The organism is Komagataeibacter saccharivorans (genome assembly GCF_003207825.1).
Taxonomy (GTDB): Bacteria; Pseudomonadota; Alphaproteobacteria; order Acetobacterales; family Acetobacteraceae; genus Komagataeibacter; species Komagataeibacter saccharivorans.
This window is the reverse complement of sequence record NZ_NKTY01000004.1, coordinates 65,235-87,726: the sequence shown is the minus strand read 5'-3', so window position 1 is coordinate 87,726 and position 22,492 is coordinate 65,235. Positions and strand designations below refer to the sequence as shown.

The window sequence follows — 22,492 nt, the reverse complement described above, 5'->3', positions numbered from 1 at the left end:
CGGTCATGATATCCTTACTTTCCCACGACAGCATCACTGAGACCGGCGGATTTTTTCACGAAATCCAGCGACGGGTTCCAGTCGAAATTACGATACACAGCCGCCAGATGCGCAAATGGCGGTGACTGCGCGAAAAGCTGGAATGTCAGGCGGTGCCCGGCATAATCGGAATTGAGCAGATCGCGCGCATAGGCCAGCAGCCTGCGCCGGTCATCCGCCACCCAGTTTTCGTTAATGGTATAGAATTTCTGCAGCCACGGCCCCGTTTCCGGGTCGGCAAAGGCCGCCGCATCCGGCGTGACGCAGATCTGGCCGCCGCACAGTTCGCGCGTCAGGTGCATCATTTCATGCAGTTGCGAGCACGCCAGCACGCGCCCGCTCATCAGCAGGGACTGATTGGGCATGAGCAGCCCGCCGGGGCTGGGTTCCGCCATGGCGATGGCGGCGGTCAGGTGCGCGTTGATCCCCTCGCGATAGCAGGCAAGGCGTGCGAGTTTTTCCTGAACGGCCTGCTGCCGGTCCAGACCGGTCTGGCGCACGTTGAACAACGCGGTGCCGATCATCATGTCCGCCAGTTTCAGGTTACGCTGCACGAACGCGAATGCGCTGTAGCGATGCAGGGTGGCGCGGATGAAGGTCGCCGCCTTCGTATGGCGATAGAACAGCACATTTTCCCACGGGATCAGCACGTCATCGAACACCACGAGGGCTTCGACCTCATCAAACCGGTTGGAAAGGGGATAATCCGTCTCCGGCGCGCGACCGGCAAAGCCGGTACGACAGATGAATTTCAGGTTGGGCGAGGAAAAGTCACACACGAACCCCACCGCGTAATCGGACAGGGCGGAATCCCCCCAGTTGGCGATGGTGGGTTTGGTAAAGGCCTGATTGGCGTAGGCCGCCGCCGTTTCATACTTGGCGCCACGCACGATGATCCCGGCATCCGTTTCCTTCACCACATGCAGCAGCATGTCCGGGTCCTGATCCTGCGGGCGCTTGGAACGGTCGCCCTTGGGATCGGTATTGGCCGAAACATGGAACGGATCGGCATAGATCGCCCTGGCTACATGATTGCGGATATTCTGGGCAAAGCGCGGATCGACCTCGTTCAGCAGGTCCTGCCCATCGTACAGGGACCACATCTCCCCGATCGTCTCATCACCCACGCGGGTTACAACGCCTCCGACCTCGTTGAGAACGGTATCGGTGGACAGGCGCTTGTCGTCCCAGTCCTGTCTGGTTTCGGGTAATTTCAGGCCGATTGCCGAACGGTTCCCCTCCCCATCGACATAGGTCATCCGGTCACGGAACGCATCTTCATGCTGCATGTCGTAAATACGTGCGCGTATATTGACGATGGGGCGGAACATCGGATGGGTGGTCACATCATTGACGCGCTCCCCATTGACCCAGATGCGCCGGCCGTCGCGGATCGAATCAAGATACTGCCTGCCTGTGCGGATCATCGGCGAAACCTTCCGTCTGTCTTAATGGGAGAGAATGGAAACCGGGCGGCAGAATTCACGCCGGTAATGAAGAAGTGTGTGGGCATCACGGGAATTCACGCTTTCGACCGCGCACAGGAACACCATGTGGGAACCCGTGGGGATGGTGGCCGTGATGGCGCAGGAAAATGTGGACAGCGCATCATCCAGCACCGGCAGCCCCGCATCATCGCGCGCCCATGTGGCACAGGCGAAATCAAAGGCGGAAAACCGTCCTGCCTGCCCCGCGAAGACAGCCGCGATTTCGCCCCCCGTCTCGGTCAGGACATTGACGTTCATGCGCCCGTTCCGCGCCAGTGCGGCAATCATGGGACTACGCTGGTTGATGCATACCGATATGACCGGCGGATCGGCGGAAACGGAGTTGAAGGAACTGACCGTCAGCCCGAACCGGCCACCCGGCCCATCGGTGGTCACGACTGAAACCGGGGTCGCGACACTGCGCATTGCGTCGAGGAACTTCTCCTTCAGGGGGGGTGTGTCTGTCATGTCCGTACCTCGCACCAGTCCGTGCCGGATACGTGCCCGTCTGGCGGTTCACGTTCATTGCCGACCTGTCATGATCCTGTGCCGGAACCGGCAGGGGGCAAAGAATTAAATCCCGATCCCGCCCATCGGATTTTCCGATCCCCTATCGTGCGCACATGGTTTCTGGTGACGTATGAATTTTGAAATACTGTTATATTTTCATATGTCTTTTGTATTTCATCCTGCTGAATACAGAGACCACTCATCATACCGCAGCCCCATGAGGCGGATAACCTGGACCCTTGAAATCCATGCCGATCACTATAGGCTTCCGATACGTTAATTATTCCGAAATTATTCCGATCAGGAAAAGACGGGACCCGCCCCAAAGTATTGATACCCGAAGCCGGATTGATGAACGCACAAGCAGAGCGGTTCATCCGGCATGGTAAAATGACAGGAACCGCATGACATTTTCAGTTGTCGCCAGATGCGCGCGTACCGGACAGTTCGGGATCGCCGTTTCGTCCTCCTCCCCCGCAGTGGCCAGCCGTTGCGCGTTTGCACGCGCCGGTGCCGGGGCTGTCGCCACGCAGAACATTACCGATCCTTCGCTGGGTCCGGCAGGGCTGGACCTGCTTGAACGCGGCGCCACGGCGGAAGAATGTGTCGCCATACTGGTGCGCAGATCGGAATTCGCGGCTTACCGGCAGATTTCGGCAATTGATGACACCGGCCTTACCGCTGTCTGGTCGGGTGAGAAAACACTGGGCCTGTACACATCAGCCACCGGGCACAATGTCGCCTGTGCTGGCAACCTGCTGGCCAATGACACGGTTCCTGCCGCCATGGTCGAAGCCTTTTCGGCCACGGACACGACGATGGAACTGGGACAGCGGCTGGTCACAACCCTTGCCGCCGGGCTGAAGGCGGGCGGGGAAGCAGGACCGGTGCGATCGGCGGGGATGCTGGTTGTCGATACCCATAGCTGGCCGCTGGCGGACCTGCGGGTTGACTGGCATGACACACCCATCGCGCAGCTTCAGGATCTGTGGGATCTGTGGCAGCCACAGATGCGCGACTATACGCTGCGCAGCGTCAATCCGGTGGAATCCCCCTCCTACGGTGTGCCGGGGGACGAATAGAAAGCGGCTTTCATGCCCGGCCCGGAACAGGCGACGCCCTCACGTTACCTAACGTGAGGGCAAAGAACCGTCAGGCTGGCGTCTTGCGGAAATGCAGGATGCGCCCGATCAGGTTGAGCAGCACCTGTGCTGCCAGAATGGATGTGATGTTCGACGGATCATAATCGGGGGCGACTTCCACAAGGTCGATGCCCACGATACGCCCGCGCTGCGCCAGTCCCGCCAGAAATTCCAGCACTTCGTAATACAGGAATCCGCCATGGCTGGGCGTGCCCGTACCCGGCGCGATTGAGGGATCGAAACCGTCAATATCCAGCGACAGGTAATAGTTCGCCCCTGCCGGGATACGCTCCAGCAGGGCTTCCACCCCCATCTTGCGGACCTGCCGGACGCTGAGGATATCCGAACCGAAGCGCCGCGCATCATCATATCCTTCCCGCGCGGTGGAGGAGACATTGCGGATGCCGATCTGCGTCATGCCGGTAACATAAGGCTGTTCCGCCGCCCGACGCATCGGGTTGCCATGACCGTGCCGCACGCCCTGACGTTCATCCACGAAATCCAGATGCGCATCAATCTGGATCAGATGGATCGGTTCCTGTTCACTGAAGGCGCGGATACAGGGGATATTGATCGAATGATCCCCGCCCAGCACGACCGGCAACGCGCCTGCGGCCAGTATGGCCCGCACGCCTGCTTCGATATTCGCGTGGCTGCGTTCGGTATTGGTATGGACGATATCGGCATCCCCGATATCAACAATGCGGCAGCCTTCACCATACAGGTAGGTGGCGTCATCTTCATGATCGTACGCACCCGCATGACCGAAGGCGAACAGGGTCGATGCCTCCCGGATGCCGCGCGGGCCGAAGCGGGTACCGGCACGCCACTGCGTGCCCCCATCAAACGGCGCGCCCATAATGGCGACATCCGCATCGATCGCGGACCAGTCGGTCTGGATCGGGTATTTGCCAAAACTGCAGATACCGACAAAAGGAAGATCAAGGCGACCTGAATCGTAGGCGTTACTCATTTACTCGCCGTCCTGCCGTAATGGCGTAAGAAGTTCAAACATCATCAGTACGCCTGCCAGCAACGCGACACCCGTCCACGACCGGCTTCCGTTCAGAACGGGACAGTGGACCCGACATCTGACAGAGGATGCACGCCCCCGAAACCTGTCCACGACAACAGCCCGATATCCGTCAAACCGAACCAGAGAGGCACGGGACTGAAACCGTATCGGATGCCCGGACATGTGCAGCGCGCCTGCTGGCCTGCACTGTAGCGGTTACGCTATCAGCGGGTATTGTCTTTATCAAGTCGTAACAAAAACATACCCTGCCTGCCGAAGCACATAGATATGACAAAGCGACATTTCATTAATATTATGAAACAGTTATATCCAGACTGCATGGTTTAACCGTACAGTCCAATCTCCCTGAAACACCTGATAAATAAAAGTTCTGGTGAAGATTTTTCAAAACTTCAGAAGATACGCCTTATAAAAAAGACGACACTCAAAAACAGTCTTTTACCTCCCCAATAAATGTCATTCATGCCCCGCAAACATACACGGCCAGCCCGCTCAAACGCATTCACCGGGCAGACAACCATGCGGGTTACATGAATATCACAGGCCCCTTAATTCTCCCCAACCTGTTCCGCAATCAAATCATTCATCCCGAACGGACGGATGCAGGAAAGTAGCTTCCCCCCTAACACCGTGTTGAAAAACGGTCCCATGGCGTAATGCGGGTTACGGGCAGATCAACGGGGCGGGCGAACACTTCGGCAGACAGGAAGGCCAGTTCCGCCGTCACGTCCCCTTCCGGCAGGGAAATGGACCATGCGCGCGGATTGCCGTCCGTGCCGTCATTCCAGCGATAACCACGCTGGCGCAGCACGTCCTTATATTCATAGGGCGCATTTTCAGCCCAGATCCGGCACCGCACCTGCCGCGCGTTTTCCAGCAGCACCGACAGTGCCGGACGACCGGATACCGGCAGTTCGCGGTCAAGAATGGCAATCCCGGCCTGACAGTCATCCGTCGCGCGATGTCCGTCAAACCAGAAACCTGCCTGCATCCCCAGATAGGACAGCTTGCGCCCCTCGTACCCTTCGGCAGCCCAGTCCACATCGCGCATGGAACAGGCCCAGGGCTTGGTTGTGAATACGGGACTGAAGCGCTCGGCGAACTTGCGGTCAAAATCTGCATTATGTGCGATAATAAGTGAAGCGGGCGCGACAAACCCGGCCACTTCTTCAGGCGTTACGGACTGCCCCGCCACCATTTCGGACGTAATGCCGGTCAGGGCCGTGATCTGCGGCGGGATGGGGCATGATGGCTCCCGCAGGCGACTGAAGGGTTCCAGACAGCCCAGAATCCGTCCCTCCAGCGTGTAGACGAAAGGAACGATCCCGAATTCGATGATCTCGTCCTTCGCCGCACTCAGCCCCGTGGTTTCAAGGTCCAGAAACATGCCGAGCCGCGTAACGGAAGACTGCGGATAGTCCGCCAGCATGCGGGGCGCGAGCGGGCGGAGAATGCGGTACTGTCCACTCCCCTCCAGCGTGGTTGCCATATGTTCCATCTGTTCGGGGGTCAGTTCCGTCATGTGCCGCCTCCTGCGCCGTGCCAGTCATGGATATGCGAACAGCGCAGGGCCCTGTCTACCCGGCACCCGTTGCTGCACCGCAATGCTTGACATATTATGACATAAATCAGGTCAGCCGGTCCTGACACAACACGGCACATACAGACTGGATACGCCATGGCACAGAACGCCGGGCCACCGTACACACCGCCCCTGCATGCTTCCACCACCGGGGGCACGCGGCACCATAAATTCATGCACCACCGACTGGAAGACCGTGGGCATGATACGGTCGTGCGGGTGGGGCATGTGGACCGCATCTGGTCTGACTTCTATCATCATGCCCTGACCGCGCCGTGGAGCCGCTTCTTTTATGGCTCGCTACTGCTTTATGTGGGCGTCAATATTGTATTCGCCCTGCTTTACATGCTGGACGGCGCGGGTGTAAGCGGCGCGCATGCAGGCAGCTTTGCCGATTACTTCTTCTTCAGTGTCCAGACCCTGTCCACCGTCGGCTATGGCGCCATGACACCGGTCAGCCGCACGGCAAACCTGATCGCAACGGTGGAAGTGCTGGGCGGCATGATGATCAACGCGCTGGCGACGGGACTGGTCTTCGCCCGTTTTTCGCGCCCGCGCGCACGGATCATGTTCAGCCAGCAGGCGCTTATCCTGACAGAAGACAACCAGCTTCATCTTGATATCCGCATTGCGAACTGCAGGCGCAGCCCGATCCTGTCGGTAGATGTCGAATTCGCCCTCGCCCGCCTGATCCGTACGCCAGCGGGACGCGTGGTGCGGCAGTTCGATCCCCTGCCCCTGCAGCAGTCCCACATACCGGTGCTGCGCTTCGCGTGCACGCCCACCCATGTCATTACCGAACACAGCCCGCTTTATGGCCTGACGGAACACGACCTGTCAGCGCAGGAAGCCGAAATCATCATAAGCCTGACGGGAACGGACGAAGCATCGGGACAGACCGTTTTCGCACGATCCGCTTACGGATTTGACCGGATGCTGTATAATCATCGTTTCGTCGATATTATAAATGCCGGGCCGGATGGACGGATCACCGTTGACTATACCCGCTTTGACCATACCGAAGCCCCGCAGGCCGAACATACCGCGACGCCGGGAGATATGGCGGACCAGCCAGAAGGGCGGTGAAGCCATCCGTCTGTGCCGGGCAATCATGCTGGCAGGCATGTCCGTGGCCTGCGCCGTGCCCGCCCGTGCAACGCCCCATCATCCCCCCGCCGCCGCGCAGGCGACACCGCAACCCCGGCCCGATTACGACGGCCTGCCGGATGCCTGCCTGACCCATGTCATTACGGTGCCCCTGCTGACCAATAGCGGCAGTCCGATCATTCCCGCCACGTTCAACGGCGTGAACGGTCTGGCCTATATCAGCATCACGCAGGGCCGGGTCGGGGTCTACGCCCGCACGCCCACCGATTTTCCCGTTCAGGCCCCGGTCGATATCCAGACCATCGCCGGGTCCGGCACGACATACACGACCGTCCTGCATGACCTGCGCATAAGCAACGGCGCGGCACAGGACGTGCCCGCGCTGCTGGAGGGCATGCGCATCCCCCAGATCGGCAATCAGGACGTACTGGGCGTGATCGGGTACGACATCCTTAGCAACTACAATGTCCTGCTGGATTTTCCGGCCCGGCGCATGATCCTGTTCCTGACTGCCGATACCCCGGACTGCGCACCCGGACTGGACTGGCTGGGGGCGGGCAGCACCAGCGTCATCATGCTGCCCGACGCCACGGGGCGGCTGACCGGCCTCCTGATGCAGGTGGGCGACCGTCCCGTACGCATGGAAATCGAACCAGGGGCAGATTTTTCATCCCTTTCACGCAGGACCGCGCGCGAGATCGGGCTGACCAAAACGATACTTCATGACGACATGAACGTACGCACCAATGCCGGAAAAATCCTGAACGGGCACAGGCATCATTTCGATAACATCACCATCGGGTCATGGCATGACCTGCCGCTGGATGCGAATATCGAGAAAACCAGCTACAACGTGCTTGGCATGAACTTCCTGCGGCGCAGGCGCATCCTCATCTCCTTTCCGCAGGGCATGCTGTTCATGACCCCGCAGCAGAACGTGCCCGACGACCGGGGACAGGCAACGCATGGCCTGCTCAGCACCCGCACCGCCGTCGCCCGCATGGTCGATACGCCGCCCCCTGCCCCCGACAGCACGCCCGCTGCAGGCGCTGCACCCGCATCACCGGCCACTACCACCAGCCCAACGCAATAAAAGCAGCCTTTCAGGGCAGCATATCGCCCCCATGGGCCAGCAGGCGATCACGATAGGGGCCAGGCACGCGCTCCAGCTCCGCCATACTGCCCTGCTGGGCAATCCTGCCACGTTCCATCACCACAATCCGGTCGAACCCGCGCAGGGTGGACAGGCGGTGGGCCACCGCAATTACGGTGCGTCCCACCATCAGCCGCTCAAGCGCCGCGTGGACATGGCGTTCGCTTTCGCCGTCCAGCGCACTGGTGGCCTCATCCAGAATCAGGATCGGCGCATTACGCAGGAAGGCCCGCGCAATCGCTATGCGCTGGCGCTGGCCGCCTGACAGCATCACACCGCGTTCTCCCACCACCGTATCGAAACCATGCGGCATGGCGGCGATGAAATCGGTGCAGCCTGCGGCTTCCGCCGCGGCACGGACCTCGCCCTCGGTCGCGTCGGGGCGGCCATAGCGGATGTTTTCACCCACCGTGCGGCGCAGCAGGTACACATCCTGTGGTACGACCGCCATCGCGGCCCGCAGGCTGGCTTCATCCAGTTGCAGGATGTTGATGCCATCCATCTCCACGGCACCATCCTGCACGAAACGCTGTCGTTGCAGCAGGGCCAGCACGGTACTCTTGCCCGACCCCGAAACCCCCACCAGCCCGACGCGGGTGCCCGCGGGAATATCAAGGCTGAAATGCGACAGGACGGGCGCCCCACCGGGATAGGCAAAGGTCACATCGTGCAGCCTGACATGCCCCCGGCACGCGGCGGAAGGCAGGATGGCCGTCTCGGGCACACCGCTTTGTTCATGCGGGGCAAGCAGATGCCCCAGCGTTTCGGACAGGCGGGTGACATGTTTCATCGCCTCCACCATCGAAAAGGCGAAATCGCGCGTGCAGTTCAGGATCAGGAAACCCAGCGTCGTCACCATCACCACATCACCCGTGGTGGCCCTGTGCATCCGCCACAGCAGCACGGCCCATATCAGCAGGCCCGTGGTCATGACCGCCGTGACAAGCGAATGGATCATGCGCAGCTTTTCCATATAGCGCAGCGAACGGCAGTGCAGTCCGGTCTCGCCGCGTATGCGCCGGCGCATGCGGGCATGTTCCGAATCGATCATGCCATAGGCGCGCACAAGCTGCAGGTTCTGCATGACATCAAGCATTTCGCCATCCACCTCCGCCGCTTCGGCGGCATAGGACAGATGCAGGTCCTGCCCCCGCCCCGCCAGCCGGTATATGACCAGTCCCACCAGCATGGTCATGGCCACCAGCACCAGCGCCATCCACGGACTGACGGTGCCAAGGGTGGCGATGGCCAGAAGAAGGTTCAGCATGGAAGGCAGCAGGTTCCACGCCCCCATGTTCTCCAGCGCCACGACCGCGCTGGCGGCCGCCGAAACCCGCGCGGCAAGGGAGCCGGACAGCCTGTCGGCAAAATAGGTGGCGGCATGACCGGTCAGGTAGCGAAACAGGTCCTGCCGCACATCGCCGCCCACGCGCACGAATTCACCCGACGCCAGCCACCCCGCAACACGCCATGCCGCATTGTCACATATGATCGTGACACAGAACAGGATGATGGAAACCCATACGGCCACCGTTCCCTGCCCGCCTTCCGTCATGCCGTTGACCAGATGGCGGATGATGGCCGACATCCCCACATTGCACGAGACCGCCACCACAATGGCGGTAATGATGACCGCATGCCCGCGTGCATGCAGCCGCACGTAATGAAGGATGAAGCGCAGCGGCCGGTACCGGTAACGCCGCAGGGCTGTAATGCGTAGCATATCGGACTGCGTGGCGGGAACGGATGATGAAGGCGGCGTATGATCTGGCACTGTCATGAATGATGCTGCCCCTGTGGCATGACGGATGGATTATCCGCACTTCCGCCGTATTTGGCCCCGTATCATGCCTGCATGACACATACACCCCTAGCCCGCGTGGCGGGACGCATCACGATCGGTTCCCTGCTGGTCCTGTGGCTGGTCCTCATGGCGCATGATCCTGTCCCCCTGCCCTTCTGAAACCCGCCGGGGCGGTGGTGGTTCATGCCCGAATACGGAGCGGCCGCCATATTCGTGCGAACGCCCGCGTTCTTCAGCCATGATGGCGGAAAAGGACGGGCCACGCGCATCACGCTCCAGCCGCCGCGCCGCGCTGTCCAGACGGCGTATGGCGTCCAGCCGCTCCTCACGCCCCAGTTTCGCTGCCGTCACCGCAGCCTTCATGACCGACAGGGTCCGGTCATAAACCGCGACCGGAACAGGATAGGGGTGGCGGTCCTTGCCACCATGGGCAAGGGAAAACCGCGCCGGATCTGAAAACCGGCACGGTGCGCCATGCACCACTTCCGCCACCAGCGCCAGTGCGCGCACCGTCCGCGCGCCAACGCCGGGAACACGCAGCAGTTCGGTGAAATCACGCGGTCCCGCTTCGGTCGCCGCAGCCAGCGCGCCGTGCAGGCGACGCATGTTCACGTCCTCCGGCCGGACATCGTGATGGGCAGGCAGACACATATACGGCAGTTCACCCTGCGCCGGGGCGGGTGGCGGGGCCAGCCCCTCGATCCGCATGAGTTCCCGCGTCAGCCGGTCCGGCCCCAGATCATGCAGCAGGTCCACCTGTCCCCGGCGGGAGGCATCCGCCCGCCGGTCCGTCAGGTTCATGATCGTGTCACCCGTTGCCCGGCCATCTATGGCTGCATGCGGGGCTTCGACAAAATTGCCCAGACCCTCGGACAGCCAGTGATAGCGCCGCGCCATGCGCCGTCCGGTATGCATGCCCTGCTGCACGACGGTCCACTTCCCGTCCGCCGCAACAACGAAGCCATGCAGGTACAGATCAAAACCGTCCTGCACGGCAGCACTGTCAACCTTGGCCACCATGCGGCTGGTCGCCACAAGCGGCGTGGCATCCAGACCCGTTTCCTGACCCACCGCCAGCAGTTCATCGGGCGTGCGGCGCGAATGCCGCCCACGCCCGCCACACACATACAGCCCCAGTTCACCCGAAAGCGGCGCGAGCCCGCGCTTGAGCGCACCGATCACGCTGGTTGTCATGCCTGACGAATGCCAGTCCATGCCCATGACCGCGCCAAAGGACTGGAACCAGAAGGGATGGGCAAGGCGGCGCAGGAATTCATCGCGCCCGTAATGATGGATGACCGCCTGCGTGATGACGGCCCCAAGGCGCGCCATGCGCTGTCCCAGCCATGCGGGCACCCGGCCCGTATGCAGCGGCAGGTCGGCCGCGCCCGCGCGTCTGGTCATGGCGTCCCCTCCCGCAACGGGTCAGCCGCTGCGCTTCTTCCTTGCCGCCACGAGAAAATCGGCCAGCCCCGCCTCAAGCGCCTGACTGAAGGCCGCCAGCGTTTCAGCCCCCACGTAATGCTCCATGCCCTCGGCATCAATACGGGCATTGGCGTCGCTGATCCCCAGCGCGCGCAGAAAGCGTTCGACCGTATGGTGGCGCTTGCGACTCTGGGCCGCCATGTCATGTCCGGCATCCGTCAGGAATATGCCCCGGTATGGACGGCGCGTGACCAGACCATCCGCTTCCAGCCGCACCAGCATCTTGGCCACCGTTGGCTGCGATACGCCCAGCCGCGCCGCGATATCGACCTGCCGCGCTTCCTGACCGTCATTCAGCAGATCATCGATCAGTTCCACATAATCCTCGATCAGCGCGGTCTTGCGCGCAAGGCGCGCCTGACGGAACCCGGCTGACTGCATATCGGGGTCAGGCATCGCCTGCACGCGCTGCGCTGCCACTTTCCGCGCGGGGCCCGCGCCATGGTTCCCATCAGGTGTCAGGGGTGGTGTCATGGGCTGAAAACGATTGTCTTGTGGCCGGTGGGGATAACCCGCCGTTCGGTAAAGTAGCGCACGGCGCGCGCCAGAACGCGGCGTTCGATGTCGCGGCCCTTGCGGATCAGGTCATCGGGGCTGTCGGCGTGGGTGATCCGTTCGACATCCTGCTCAATGATCGGCCCTTCATCCAGATCAGGGGTTACGAAATGGGCGGTGGCACCAATCAGCTTCACCCCGCGCGCGAACGCCTGATGATAGGGCCGCGCGCCCTTGAAACCGGGCAGGAAGGAATGATGGATGTTGATGCACCGCCCCGCCAGCCATGCGCTCATCCGGTCTGACAGGATCTGCATGTAACGCGCCAGAACCACCAGTTCCGCCCCGGTATCGCACACGATCTGTTCGATACGGGCTTCCTGTTCGGGCCGGTTGGCGGATGAAACGGGCAGATAATGGAACGGCACGCCTTCCATATTGATATGGGCGTATGTCTCGCGCGGGTGATTGGCGATGATGGCGACCGGTTCGATCGCCAGTTCACCTATGCGCCAGCGGTACAGAAGATCGACAAGACAGTGATCGAAACGCGAGACCATGATGACGGTACGGGTGGGCCGCGCGCTTTCCCGCAGCGACCACTTCATGTCCAGATCGGCGGCGATCCCGGCCAGCACGCCCTCAAGCGTGGCCAGTTCCGGCTCACTGGCGGGCAGGCTGAACACGATGCGCATGAAAAAAACATGGCTTTCCTGCTCGTCAAACTGCTGTGCGCCTGCAATGTCGGCACCCAGATCAAACAGGGCGCGACTGATACCTGCGACAATGCCCGGCCGGTTCGGGCATGACAGTGTCAGGACATAGGAACGGCAGGATTCTGGCTTGTGCGCGGACATGTTTCCCCCTTGGCTGGCACGGCGCTAGCGTGCCGGCGGGCGGCCCGTATCGGGCATGACATCATAGAACCAGCGCGTGCCCGCGCTGCATACGCCGGACTGCGTGGTGGGGACAGGCCTGACCACGTCATCGCCGGGTTGCCAGCCTTCGGGTGTCATGACCGTATCGCCATCGCTGCGGCGCAGGGCCTCGACCAGACGCAGCAGTTCTTCCACCGACCGGCCAACCGACATGGGATACCACACCAGGGCACGGATAACGCCAGCGGGGTCGATCACGTAGGTCGCGCGCACCGTCGCACTGTTCCGGGCCGTGCGGTCCAGCATGCCGTAGGCACGCCCCACCGCCATGGACGGATCTTCCACCAGCGGGAAAGGAATCTCGATCCCCAGCCTGCTCTGGATTGCTTCCAGCCACGCCAGATGGGCATACAGGCTGTCCACCGACAGGCCCAGCAGCGCACAGTCCAGTTTTGCAAAACGGTCCGCAGCCTGAGCCAGCGCAATGAATTCGCTGGTGCAGACGGGCGTGAAATCGGCCGGGTGAGAGAAAAACAGAAGCCACTGCCCGCGGAAATCCGACAGGCGGATATCCCCTTTGGTTGTACGGGCCTGAAAATCAGGCGCCACGTCACCGATACGCAACGGGCGCATGTCCATCACATGGCCGGTTGCGGATATGCTGCCCTCGCTGCTCATGTCCTGCCCTTTTGCATCTGCCGCGCCTTGACGCAAGCCATCTTATAACATACATTTATTATGTAATTTAGAAATTATGGAAGGCGTTCCATGCCAGACCCTGTCATCACGGCAGCAGCCAGCCAGATCGCCACCTGTCGCGCGACGGGACAGGTTCCGGTCATCAGGACCTTTTTTGACATCCCGACCTTCACGGCCACGCATGTCGTCCATGACCCGGCCACGCGGGCCGCCGCCATCGTGGACAGCGTGATGGATTACGACCCGGCATCGGGCCGGACCGATCCCGCCTTCGCGCAGGAAATCGTGGATTATGTGACCGCCGAAAAGCTGAAGGTGGAATGGATTCTGGAAACCCATGTCCATGCCGACCATCTGTCCGCCGCCCCGTGGCTGCAGGAACGTGTGGGCGGCAAGCTGGGGATCGGGGACGCCATCATCCGCGTACAGGGCATTTTCGGACGGCTGTTCAACGCGGGCACCCGCTTTGCCCGCGACGGGTCGCAGTTCGACCATCTGTTCCATGACGGGGCGCAGTTCAGGCTGGGCACGCTGCCGGTCACGGCCATGCATGTACCGGGCCACACCCCGGCTGACATGGCCTATGTGATCGGGGATGCCGCCTTTATCGGTGATACGCTGTTCATGCCCGATTACGGCACCGCACGCGCCGATTTCCCCGGTGGGGATGCCCGCATGCTGTACCATTCCATCCGGCGGCTGCTCTCGCTGCCAGACGAAACGCGCGTGTTCCTGTGCCACGACTACAAGGCGCCGGGACGCGACGACTACGTATGGGAAACCACCATCGGGGCGGAACGTCGCCATAACGTCCACGTTCATGAAGGGGTGGACGAAGAGACGTTCGTGAACATGCGCACCGCGCGGGACGCCACGCTGTCGCTGCCGAACCTGATCATGCCGTCCGTGCAGGTCAACATGCGCGGCGGCAACCTGCCTGAACCCGAAGACAATGGTGTAAGTTACATAAAAATACCGGTCAATCAGGCCTGACAGCGCCGCGCCCCGCCATTTCCGGTTTTTTCATTACTGAGTACGGAGACCATTCATGACAGATACCGCCGCATCCGCCCCCAGCCTGTCCAGTTCCGCACGGGGCCTGACCTATGATGTCGTCGTGGTGGGCGGCGGGGCCGCCGGGCTTTCCACCGCGTCCAGCATCCTCAAGCGCCGGGGCGGCATCACGGTCGCGATCATCGAACCCTCGGGTTCGCATTTCTACCAGCCGGGCTGGACGCTGGTGGGTGGCGGCGTATTCAAGCAGTCCCAGACCCGCCGGTCGGAAAAGAAGCTGATCCCCGCCGGAGCGGACTGGGTGCAGGCGGCGGCGACCGGTTTTGAACCCGACGCCAATCTTGTCCACCTGTCGAACGGATCGTCCATCCGCTACAACGTGCTGGTGGTTGCGACCGGCCTTACGCTGGACTGGGACGCGATACCCGGCCTGACCGAAACGCTGGGCCGCAACGGCGTGACCTCCAACTACCGCTATGACCTTGCCCCCTATACGTGGCAGCTTGTGCAGACGCTGGGCCGTGGCAACGCCGTGTTCACCCAGCCGCCCATGCCGATCAAATGCGCGGGCGCGCCGCAGAAGGCGATGTATCTGGCATGCGATGCGTGGCGTCGCCGTGGCCTTGCGGATAACATCCACGTCTCTTTCCACACCGCAACGCCGGGGCTGTTCGGGGTGAAGGAGTTCGTTCCCGCCCTGATGGAATACATCAAGCGCTACAACATCGATCTGGAACTGAAATCCCGCCTGACGAAGGTGGACGGGGCCAGCCGTATCGCAACATTCGAGAATGTGGGCGAGGACGGCGCCAAGGCCACGGTCGAGACGGAATTCGACATGCTGCATGTCGTCCCGCCCCAGCGCGCGCCGGAAGTCATCAGCAGCAGCCCGCTTGCGGGCGATGGTGGCTGGGTGGCGGTCGATCCTGCAACGCTGCGCCATGTGAAATATGAAAATGTCTTCGCGCTGGGTGATGTTGCAGGCACGTCCAACGCCAAGACAGCCGCCGCCGTGCGCGTGCAGGCCCCGGTGGTCGCGGTCAACGTGCTGGCCACGCTGGATCACCGCCCGATGGTTGCCGATTACGATGGTTATGGCGCATGCCCGCTGACGGTCGAACGCGGCAAGATCGTGCTGGCCGAGTTCGGCTATGGCGGCAAGCTGGAGCCGACCCTGCCGACATGGCTGCTTGATGGCCGCAAGCCGACCCAACTGGCATGGTTCCTCAAGGAATGGGTGATGCCGGTGCTGTACTGGGATGGCATGCTCAAGGGCCGTGAACTCATGGTCGCACCGCACAAGATCGGCACGCCGCGCTGAACCAGCGGAACTACTGTCTTACCATACCATGGCCGCGCGGGGGTGGACCTCCGCGCGGCCATGCGTATGAATACCGCCCATGAATACCCAGCAACCGCCCCGCCACCATGTGGGCCATTCCCGCCCGCTGCGCCTTTCCGCCGATGTGGTCAGCCATGCCATTTATGGCGGACCGGACAAATGCTATCGCTACACCCTGACCCGTACATGGGACCCGGCGCTGCCGGCGGTGATGTGGCTTATGATGAATCCCTCCGTCGCGACGGAGGATGGCGATGACCGCACCGTGGCCAAATGCCAGCGCTACGCCCGCGCATGGGGATATGGCACGCTGCTGGTGGGCAATACCTTCGCCTATCGCTGCACCGACCAGAAACGCCTGACGGAAGTGCCCGATCCGGTCGGCCCGGATAATGACCGCCATCTGCTGGAGATGGCGCGCAAGGCCGATCTGGTCATCGCGGCCTATGGCTCGCCCCTGCTCAAGGGGCTGCTGGCACGCGGGCCGGAGGTGGTGCGCATGCTCCAGCAGCACGGGATTACGGTCAGCGCCATGCGCCTGAGCCGTCGCTCCGGTCGGCCGGAACATCCGCTGTACCTGCCCGCCGACCTGCGCCCCGAACCCCTGCCGCCGGTCCCCGCTGCCTGATTTTTACAACAGGCGGCAAGACATGGAGGCCATATCCCGCGTCTCCCCCTGACCAGATCACCGAATCCGGCCTGCCTTCTACAGGTGCAGGCTCCTGGGAAAGACGACGGACAGCCTGCTTTCCTGTCGCTGCCATCCGTCGTCCAGGATGTTACCCGAACAGGGCAAGCTGACGGGGGGCAGGTTCCTCCCCGGCTTCGCGCAGCCCGGATACGGTGACCCCCAGCAGCCTTATGCCGCGCCGGGGTGGAAAGCAGGGAGCCAGCAGATCCATGGCGCGCTGTCCCAGATCGGGCGCATCGCGCACGGGTTCGGCTTCCGTGCGCCCGCGCACGATCTGCCTGAAATCGTTATATTTGACTTTCACGGTCACGGTAATGCCGGTCAGGCCGCGCGTCAGGCATCGGCCCCAGACCCGTTCCGACAGATCGGCAATCGCGGCCTGCGCGCCGACCCATTCATGGATATCGGCGTCAAATGTGCGCTCCGCGCCTACCGAACGGCGGGGCCGATTGACCTCTACGGGACGTTCATCAATGCCACGGGCGATGCCGTAATAGAAATCCGCCGCCTTGCCAAAATGCCGCAACAGTCGTGACAGGGGCTGCGTGCGCAGGTCAAGGCCGGTGCGGATACCCAGCGCGTGCATGCGCGCCGCCGTGGCCGGGCCAATACCGTGGAAATCCTCCACCGGCAGGTTCGCTACAAAATCGGGGCCCATGCGGGGCGTAATCACGAACTGACCGTTGGGCTTGCGATAATCCGACGCCAGTTTGGCCAGGAATTTATTGTAAGATACACCCGCTGATGCCGTCAGGCCCGTTTCATCATGGATCTGCGCGCGGATTGCCGTGGCAATGGCCGTAGCGGATGGATAAGCCTGCAGGGGATTGGTTACATCCAGATAGGCTTCATCCAGCGAAAGCGGCTGGATGACCGGCGTAAACCGGGCAAAGATTGCATGGATCTGGGCTGATACCGCGCGGTACACATCAAAACGCGGCCGGACAAATACAAGATCTGGACATTTGCGCTGGGCGGTGACGGACGGCATGGCCGACCGGACCCCGAAACGCCGGGCTTCATAACTGGCCGCGGCAACAACACCACGACGCCCCGCGCCCCCTACGGCAAGCGGCCTGCCACGCAGGTCCGGATTGTCACGCTGTTCGACCGAGGCATAGAAAGCATCCATATCGACATGGATGATACGGCGCGTCACTTCCTGCCGGTCCATCACGGCGCACCGCGACCGGAACAGGGCAACATGCCTATGGACCGTATGGCCACACCCCGCCGGGGCATGGCCGATACGGCATTACGGCAGATCAGCCGTTGCACTTCTTCTTCTTAAGGAAAAACACGATCAGGCCGGCGATCGCGCCGAAAACCAGAACGCCCTTCAGGCAGGGGGACTTGGTGGGGCATTTGGTAGCACATTCAGACATGGTTCATTCCTTGGTCGATACATCCGTTCCGAACGGGAACGGCATATCTTCATACTACCGCATGGCGGAAACATGACCATACCGCATTTCACATTCCATGCGCCCATTCCCGTCCGGCATGCGATGACAGGGCAGCCGCATTGCATCGCTATGGCTTCTGTTCGCGCAGGGGGCACGCAATGATACCACGATAAAGACCGGAGTATGAACCATGAAGAAATTCGCCTTCCTGCCTGCCTCCCTGCTCATGCTCGGTACGGTGATTGGCGCCGCCCATGCGACCCCGTCCGCCGGGCGTGCGGTCAACCGCGACTTCGCCAAGCTGTCGATCGATGGCAGCCGCGCCTTTGACGATATCGCCATGGCCCGCAGCGCGCTGGCCAATAATGACATTGCGGGCGCCCAGAAGCTGCTGGTTGACGCCAACAACGCCCTGACCCGCGCCAAGAGCGACAACCGGGTGTTCATGAAGGCCGAAGCCCAGCTGGTTCCGGCGAAAAAAGCCCCCAAGGGTGCGCCCGCCCCGTCGGCTGCGCCGGGAACCCAGCCCGTGGCATGGCTGCCGGTTGATGGCGAATACATCGTGACCGAGGATCTGGAGCCCACCTCCCCCAAGGGTGCCGCAGTGACTTCCGCCAATACCAGCCTGAACAAGGGCAAGCCCGGCCAGGCGGCGCAGACCCTGCAGGTCGCGGGCGTGGATGTTGATTTCGTGCTGGCCATCGCCCCGCTGGATGCCAGTGCGAGCGATGTCTACCGCGCAACCAACCTGCTGACGGGCAAAGACGTCAAGAATGCCGATAACGCATTGCAGGACGCACAGAACAGCATCCGCTTTGTATCCGAAGACATGGTCGGCACCCCGGCAGGTCAGGGCGCTGGTAAAAAAGCCGCCCACTAAGACCCGGCCCAACGCCCAGGTCCGTGTATTCCATGATCCTGCCCCACCCGGTTTCCACCACAGGCAAGCCGGGTGGTCGTGAGGGTCAGATGGAACGGGGCAGGCTGTTTCCCATGCGACTCGTCATTATTCTGGGTGTGGCCTGCGCGGCGATGACCGGCCTGTTTCATCCCGCATGGGCGGGCGGTCGCATCCAGATCTGTCTGGAACAGCATACGCTGGATAACAGCTTCATACAGGATACCCCGGCCCGCGGGCCGGTACTGGTGCCGGCGGGGACTGCCCTGAACTATGCGGGCCATGCCTTCGGCCCCGCATCCGATCCGCTGGACCGTGCACACGCCCCGCCGGATGGGGATGGCTGGCGAGGCATTTCTGCTGCGGAAGAAACGCGCAGGCGACAGCTACAGATGGAAGATATCGGCGGCGACACCAGCTATCGTCGTCCGCAGGCGGCACTCATGACCACACATGCCGTGACACTGTCACATGCGCATCCGTGCGCCATGGTTGGTGCGACAGCCCTGCTGTCAGATGACTGGACATGGACAATGGATACCATTCCGGCACGGCCCGACATGTATTTTCAGGCTTACGGCACGGTTCATGACGATCAGCTTGACCCGACATTCAATAACGATGCCGATCCCTTCCAGTGGACGGCGGCGCATGGCGCACTGAACGCCATCGTAACGCAGACCATTGACCAGTCGCTGACGCTGCGCTCCCCCGATTAGGGGCGGAATCGCTCTGGCGGTTATACTTCTGTTATACTTTTGCTGAACGGGCCTGTTTCGACTCCGTCATCAACATCGTGACGGCAGAGTGGCCTGTAATAATGGCAATATCCGTATTCTACATCTATGCAGCGTGTGGTGCTGCATCATAACATGGGGGATAGCGTTATCACCCTGTATACGACAGCCTTACAACCGCTACCGGCAATGATGGAGAACGGGATGGCCCTTTACCAGTCCGCGCAATTTGTTGATACGTGGACCGATCCTGAATTCGACAAGATCCATCCCCCGCGCTCGGTGGCGCCCCATTCGGGTATTTACCGCTGTGTCGGCTGCGGGGTGGAAATAGCGGCGACCGAGGGACAGCTTCTGCCCCCCATCCATGCCCATCCGCACCGCCCCGATACACGCGAAGCATGGCAGATGATCGTCTATGCCGACCATCGGCCCAAACCCACCGAAGTTCCGCCCGTCAGATAAGGCGGGTGCGGACCCGCCTGCGTATTACCACCAGCCGCCGCCCCACGGGCCGCCCCAGCCGCCGCCGCCCCAGCCCCACATGCCCCAGTTCCACGAAGCATCCTGGTATGTATCGGCGGTCATCTGCTGCTGGTCCGCCAGATTCTGCGCCTGCACGTAGGACATGTAGCGTCCGTAAGCCGCCTGATTACCTACATAAAGACAGTTGCACACCTTGGGATCGGAATAGATGTAGAGCATGTGATCCCCGAACGATTTCTGCAGAAACCGGTTGGGGGGCAGCTTCTGCAACATCGTCTGCCGTTCGGCATTATCAGCGGGGCGCGCCACGAAACCCGCTGCCGCAAGGCTGTTTTCCTTATCCACGATCCGGTCATGCGCGCTTTCGCATGCACTCAGGCCCGTAGCTGCGGCAAGCAGCAGCGCACTGCTGGTGAATAGATGTCTCAATGCCTTTTTGTTACCCATCGCCTGCTGCCCGTTTCTATCCTGTTAATTCCCGCATCCTGTCCCATCACGGGAATGGAATAAAGATGCCACAGAAAAAGCATATGCATTATTCTGCCCAACTTTGATTTATCTCATGTCTGGGCAAGGAATACCAATGCGATAACAATAGGGCGATGGGGGCATCGCACATCGAATCATCACTTTAGACTTGGCAGGTTTCCCAGATGATGGGGAACCTGCCTTTTTTTGTTTTACCAAACAGTATAGCAGCCCATTGCGTTTTTTTCAGGGCAGACGAGGCCCTGATCATCCCGGCAATTCCCCTAAAATCGGGATAGCTTCTGGATAATCAGGGAATTTCAAGCAACTACATCTTAATCATGGGCAGGTCGGTCCGGCCTGTATTCAGCTCGCCTGCACCGGCGTACCGGACGGGGTCGCAGGCACGGTAAAGGGCGCCCCATCATCCCGCAGGACATAGCCCTGCCCCCATACGGTGGAGATCAGTTGCCCGCCCCCGGCGGCCTGCAGTTTCTTACGCAGCTTGCAGATGAAAACATCGATGATTTTCATTTCCGGCTCATCCATGCCGCCATACAGATGGTTCAGGAACGCATCTTTCGTCAGCACCATCCCCTTCCGCAGCAGGAGCAGCTCAAGGATGACGTATTCCTTGCCGGTCAGATGCACCAGCCGCCCCTGCACCCGCACTTCACGACTGTCGAGACACAGTTCCAGTTGTCCCGCTCGCAGGGTGGGCTCGCTGTACCCCTTCGAACGGCGAATTACAGCCTGCATCCGGGCCGTCAGTTCCATGGATTCGTAAGGGCGCGTCACATAATCATCGGCCCCGGTTGAAAAGGCCTTCACCTTGGCGGTAGCGGCTTTCTCATCAGACAGGATGAGTACCGGCGTCGGCACCCGCGCCACCCGGCTGACACGGATCACCTCGTACCCATCCACATCGGGCAGGCAAATATCCATAACGGCCAAATCATAGTTATAGGATTTTAACATTCCCAGCGCATCATGCCCCGTGTCGACATGATCTACTGTGAACCCCGCTCTTTCCATGTGCCGGCAGGTCTCTTCGGCTTTCAGGGCATTCGGTTCAACAAGCAAAATCCGCATATCGACCATCCAGTAGATATTTACACTTCATCTACCTATAGGTGCATCGGTATTAATGAACAACCTAAAGTTGACTATATATTACCGCTTTCTCATGAATTTTATGTATATCAGAAGCGGCTTCTAATTAATTAATAATTAATGTTCTGATGCGCGATGCCAACAGCATGGTTAAGGGGCCCCGCACCCGCCCCATAACCTGGCGCTGCAAGAATTGCCTCGCGCACATAAGCGCGCGCGCGCATGACAGCATCACGTAATGTCATGCCCTGACCCAGCCCGGTGGCAATGGCGCTGGCAAGCGTGCAGCCCGTACCATGCGTATGGCGGGTGTGAATCCGATGCGAGACGAATTCCTCAACCTCTCCTCCCGGTCCCACCAGCACATCCACCAGTTCGTCGCCCGACATATGCCCACCCTTGAGCAGCACGGCCTTTGGTCCAAGCGCCAGCAGATCACCGGCGGCGGCCAGCATGTCCCCACGATGCGCGATGGAGCGGCCCAGCAGGGTCTCGGCTTCCGGGATGTTGGGGGTCAGGATGGATGCAAGCGGCAGCAGGCGCGCGCGCAGGGTCGCAAGCGCACTGTCATGCAGCAGCGCCGCCCCACCCTTGGCGACCATGACCGGGTCCAGCACGTAAGGAACATCGGGGCCTGTCACCAGCACGTCCGCTATGGCCTCGATCACCTCGGCCCGGTCGAGCATGCCACTCTTGAAGGCGTCCACACCCAGATCATCCATGACACACCGCATCTGGGCTACGATGAAGGACGGCGGCACCGGCATGACATCATGCACGCCCTGCGTATCCTGCGCGGTCAGGGCCGTTATGGCCGTCATGGCGAAACCACCCAGCGCCGTCACCGTCTTGATATCCGCCTGGATGCCAGCGCCACCCCCGCTGTCACTGCCCGCCATGATGAGAATGCGTCCGCGCAT

General features: G+C 61.2%; 22 protein-coding genes. 9 read left to right on the top strand and 13 right to left on the bottom strand.

Annotated features, from left to right (window positions below; all coding sequences use genetic code 11):
- Positions 1-14: 14 nt before the first annotated feature.
- Both CFR79_RS04240 and CFR79_RS04235 read right to left on the bottom strand, forming a co-directional pair.
- The gene (locus CFR79_RS04240) at positions 15-1,466 is read right to left on the bottom strand and encodes a 4-hydroxyphenylacetate 3-hydroxylase family protein (protein WP_102325522.1); all 1,452 of its coding nucleotides are present in this window, start codon (positions 1,464-1,466) and stop codon (positions 15-17) included.
- A 21-nt stretch (positions 1,467-1,487) separates the two neighbouring features.
- Complete coding sequence (locus tag CFR79_RS04235; protein WP_110547027.1) at positions 1,488-1,994, bottom strand: flavin reductase family protein; 507 nt, start codon at positions 1,992-1,994, stop codon at positions 1,488-1,490.
- A gap of 446 nt (positions 1,995-2,440) precedes the next feature.
- On the opposite strand from CFR79_RS04235, the gene CFR79_RS04230 reads away from it, so the two are divergent.
- Positions 2,441-3,118, top strand: a complete 678-nt coding sequence (locus CFR79_RS04230; protein ID WP_110547026.1) for a DUF1028 domain-containing protein — start codon at positions 2,441-2,443, stop codon at positions 3,116-3,118.
- A gap of 70 nt (positions 3,119-3,188) precedes the next feature.
- On the opposite strand, the gene speB is transcribed toward CFR79_RS04230, so the two are convergent.
- Positions 3,189-4,151, bottom strand: a complete 963-nt coding sequence (gene speB, locus CFR79_RS04225) for an agmatinase (protein ID WP_102325519.1) — start codon at positions 4,149-4,151, stop codon at positions 3,189-3,191.
- Between the two features lie 685 nt (positions 4,152-4,836).
- Positions 4,837-5,736, bottom strand: a complete 900-nt coding sequence (locus CFR79_RS04220) for a 3'-5' exonuclease (RefSeq protein WP_110547025.1) — start codon at positions 5,734-5,736, stop codon at positions 4,837-4,839.
- A 156-nt stretch (positions 5,737-5,892) separates the two neighbouring features.
- Between CFR79_RS04220 and CFR79_RS04215 the strand changes: the two genes are divergently transcribed.
- Both CFR79_RS04215 and CFR79_RS04210 read left to right on the top strand, forming a co-directional pair.
- The gene (locus tag CFR79_RS04215; protein ID WP_102325517.1) at positions 5,893-6,882 is read left to right on the top strand and encodes an ion channel; all 990 of its coding nucleotides are present in this window, start codon (positions 5,893-5,895) and stop codon (positions 6,880-6,882) included.
- Positions 6,791-7,996, top strand: a complete 1,206-nt coding sequence (locus tag CFR79_RS04210; RefSeq protein ID WP_258373417.1) for a retropepsin-like aspartic protease — start codon at positions 6,791-6,793, stop codon at positions 7,994-7,996. The genes CFR79_RS04215 and CFR79_RS04210 overlap by 92 nt, the downstream gene beginning before the upstream one ends.
- A gap of 10 nt (positions 7,997-8,006) precedes the next feature.
- Here CFR79_RS04210 and CFR79_RS04205 read toward each other — a convergent pair whose 3' ends face one another.
- The 5 genes from CFR79_RS04205 to CFR79_RS04185 form a co-directional block, all read right to left on the bottom strand.
- A complete protein-coding gene (locus CFR79_RS04205) occupies positions 8,007-9,836 on the bottom strand; it encodes an ABC transporter ATP-binding protein (protein WP_110547023.1) in 1,830 nt (609 codons plus the stop codon).
- A 90-nt stretch (positions 9,837-9,926) separates the two neighbouring features.
- A complete protein-coding gene (locus CFR79_RS04200) occupies positions 9,927-11,264 on the bottom strand; it encodes a DUF763 domain-containing protein (protein ID WP_110547022.1) in 1,338 nt (445 codons plus the stop codon).
- A 21-nt stretch (positions 11,265-11,285) separates the two neighbouring features.
- The gene (gene mntR / locus CFR79_RS04195) at positions 11,286-11,741 is read right to left on the bottom strand and encodes a manganese-binding transcriptional regulator MntR (protein WP_243705146.1); all 456 of its coding nucleotides are present in this window, start codon (positions 11,739-11,741) and stop codon (positions 11,286-11,288) included.
- Positions 11,742-11,815: 74 nt separating this feature from the next.
- Positions 11,816-12,697 carry a formyltetrahydrofolate deformylase gene (gene purU / locus CFR79_RS04190; protein ID WP_110547021.1) on the bottom strand — a complete coding sequence of 294 codons (882 nt, stop codon included), beginning with the start codon at positions 12,695-12,697 and terminating at the stop codon, positions 11,816-11,818.
- A 24-nt stretch (positions 12,698-12,721) separates the two neighbouring features.
- On the bottom strand, positions 12,722-13,396 hold the full coding sequence (locus CFR79_RS04185; protein WP_110547020.1) for a peroxiredoxin: 675 nt from the start codon (positions 13,394-13,396) through the stop codon (positions 12,722-12,724).
- Positions 13,397-13,486: 90 nt separating this feature from the next.
- Between CFR79_RS04185 and CFR79_RS04180 the strand changes: the two genes are divergently transcribed.
- From CFR79_RS04180 to CFR79_RS04170, 3 genes are all read left to right on the top strand, one after another.
- On the top strand, positions 13,487-14,410 hold the full coding sequence (locus CFR79_RS04180) for an MBL fold metallo-hydrolase (protein WP_110547019.1): 924 nt from the start codon (positions 13,487-13,489) through the stop codon (positions 14,408-14,410).
- A 55-nt stretch (positions 14,411-14,465) separates the two neighbouring features.
- A complete protein-coding gene (locus CFR79_RS04175; protein WP_110547018.1) occupies positions 14,466-15,752 on the top strand; it encodes an NAD(P)/FAD-dependent oxidoreductase in 1,287 nt (428 codons plus the stop codon).
- A gap of 79 nt (positions 15,753-15,831) precedes the next feature.
- Positions 15,832-16,401, top strand: coding sequence for a DUF1643 domain-containing protein (locus CFR79_RS04170; protein WP_102325508.1), 570 nt, complete (start codon positions 15,832-15,834; stop codon positions 16,399-16,401).
- A gap of 151 nt (positions 16,402-16,552) precedes the next feature.
- Here the strand turns inward: CFR79_RS04170 and dinB are convergent, their stop codons facing one another.
- On the bottom strand, positions 16,553-17,638 hold the full coding sequence (gene dinB, locus CFR79_RS04165) for a DNA polymerase IV (protein ID WP_110547017.1): 1,086 nt from the start codon (positions 17,636-17,638) through the stop codon (positions 16,553-16,555).
- A gap of 422 nt (positions 17,639-18,060) precedes the next feature.
- On the opposite strand from dinB, the gene CFR79_RS04160 reads away from it, so the two are divergent.
- The 3 genes from CFR79_RS04160 (at position 18,061) to CFR79_RS04150 (ending at position 19,970) form a co-directional block, all read left to right on the top strand.
- On the top strand, positions 18,061-18,750 hold the full coding sequence (locus CFR79_RS04160; protein WP_102325506.1) for a YfdX family protein: 690 nt from the start codon (positions 18,061-18,063) through the stop codon (positions 18,748-18,750).
- Positions 18,751-18,863: 113 nt separating this feature from the next.
- Entirely contained in the window at positions 18,864-19,487 is a 624-nt protein-coding gene (locus CFR79_RS04155) for a hypothetical protein (protein ID WP_110547080.1), read from the top strand.
- Positions 19,488-19,709: 222 nt separating this feature from the next.
- Entirely contained in the window at positions 19,710-19,970 is a 261-nt protein-coding gene (locus CFR79_RS04150) for a hypothetical protein (RefSeq protein ID WP_174234098.1), read from the top strand.
- Positions 19,971-19,994: 24 nt separating this feature from the next.
- On the opposite strand, the gene CFR79_RS04145 is transcribed toward CFR79_RS04150, so the two are convergent.
- The 3 genes from CFR79_RS04145 to thiD form a co-directional block, all read right to left on the bottom strand.
- Positions 19,995-20,438 (bottom strand): hypothetical protein, encoded by a 444-nt coding sequence (locus tag CFR79_RS04145; protein ID WP_258373414.1) that lies wholly within the window; start codon positions 20,436-20,438, stop codon positions 19,995-19,997.
- Between the two features lie 387 nt (positions 20,439-20,825).
- Positions 20,826-21,551 carry a response regulator transcription factor gene (locus CFR79_RS04140; RefSeq protein WP_102325505.1) on the bottom strand — a complete coding sequence of 242 codons (726 nt, stop codon included), beginning with the start codon at positions 21,549-21,551 and terminating at the stop codon, positions 20,826-20,828.
- Between the two features lie 131 nt (positions 21,552-21,682).
- Positions 21,683-22,492: a bifunctional hydroxymethylpyrimidine kinase/phosphomethylpyrimidine kinase gene (gene thiD, locus CFR79_RS04135; protein WP_102325504.1), complete on the bottom strand. Its 810-nt coding sequence runs from the start codon at positions 22,490-22,492 to the stop codon at positions 21,683-21,685.

Excerpts from the sequence above, each read along its gene's own strand:
- CFR79_RS04240 (WP_102325522.1), bottom strand. The coding sequence starts at position 1,466 with ATGATCCGCACAGGCAGGCAGTATCTTGATTCGATCCGCGACGGCCGG.
- CFR79_RS04235 (WP_110547027.1), bottom strand. The coding sequence starts at position 1,994 with ATGACAGACACACCCCCCCTGAAGGAGAAGTTCCTCGACGCAATGCGC.
- CFR79_RS04230 (WP_110547026.1), top strand. The coding sequence starts at position 2,441 with ATGACATTTTCAGTTGTCGCCAGATGCGCGCGTACCGGACAGTTCGGG.
- speB (WP_102325519.1), bottom strand. The coding sequence starts at position 4,151 with ATGAGTAACGCCTACGATTCAGGTCGCCTTGATCTTCCTTTTGTCGGT.
- CFR79_RS04220 (WP_110547025.1), bottom strand. The coding sequence starts at position 5,736 with ATGACGGAACTGACCCCCGAACAGATGGAACATATGGCAACCACGCTG.
- CFR79_RS04215 (WP_102325517.1), top strand. The coding sequence starts at position 5,893 with ATGGCACAGAACGCCGGGCCACCGTACACACCGCCCCTGCATGCTTCC.
- CFR79_RS04205 (WP_110547023.1), bottom strand. The coding sequence starts at position 9,836 with ATGACAGTGCCAGATCATACGCCGCCTTCATCATCCGTTCCCGCCACG.
- CFR79_RS04200 (WP_110547022.1), bottom strand. The coding sequence starts at position 11,264 with ATGACCAGACGCGCGGGCGCGGCCGACCTGCCGCTGCATACGGGCCGG.
- mntR (WP_243705146.1), bottom strand. The coding sequence starts at position 11,741 with ATGCCTGACCCCGATATGCAGTCAGCCGGGTTCCGTCAGGCGCGCCTT.
- purU (WP_110547021.1), bottom strand. The coding sequence starts at position 12,697 with ATGTCCGCGCACAAGCCAGAATCCTGCCGTTCCTATGTCCTGACACTG.
- CFR79_RS04185 (WP_110547020.1), bottom strand. The coding sequence starts at position 13,396 with ATGAGCAGCGAGGGCAGCATATCCGCAACCGGCCATGTGATGGACATG.
- CFR79_RS04180 (WP_110547019.1), top strand. The coding sequence starts at position 13,487 with ATGCCAGACCCTGTCATCACGGCAGCAGCCAGCCAGATCGCCACCTGT.
- CFR79_RS04175 (WP_110547018.1), top strand. The coding sequence starts at position 14,466 with ATGACAGATACCGCCGCATCCGCCCCCAGCCTGTCCAGTTCCGCACGG.
- CFR79_RS04170 (WP_102325508.1), top strand. The coding sequence starts at position 15,832 with ATGAATACCCAGCAACCGCCCCGCCACCATGTGGGCCATTCCCGCCCG.
- dinB (WP_110547017.1), bottom strand. The coding sequence starts at position 17,638 with ATGGACCGGCAGGAAGTGACGCGCCGTATCATCCATGTCGATATGGAT.
- CFR79_RS04160 (WP_102325506.1), top strand. The coding sequence starts at position 18,061 with ATGAAGAAATTCGCCTTCCTGCCTGCCTCCCTGCTCATGCTCGGTACG.
- CFR79_RS04155 (WP_110547080.1), top strand. The coding sequence starts at position 18,864 with ATGCGACTCGTCATTATTCTGGGTGTGGCCTGCGCGGCGATGACCGGC.
- CFR79_RS04150 (WP_174234098.1), top strand. The coding sequence starts at position 19,710 with ATGGCCCTTTACCAGTCCGCGCAATTTGTTGATACGTGGACCGATCCT.
- CFR79_RS04145 (WP_258373414.1), bottom strand. The coding sequence starts at position 20,438 with ATGGGTAACAAAAAGGCATTGAGACATCTATTCACCAGCAGTGCGCTG.
- CFR79_RS04140 (WP_102325505.1), bottom strand. The coding sequence starts at position 21,551 with ATGCGGATTTTGCTTGTTGAACCGAATGCCCTGAAAGCCGAAGAGACC.
- thiD (WP_102325504.1), bottom strand. The coding sequence starts at position 22,492 with ATGCGCGGACGCATTCTCATCATGGCGGGCAGTGACAGCGGGGGTGGC.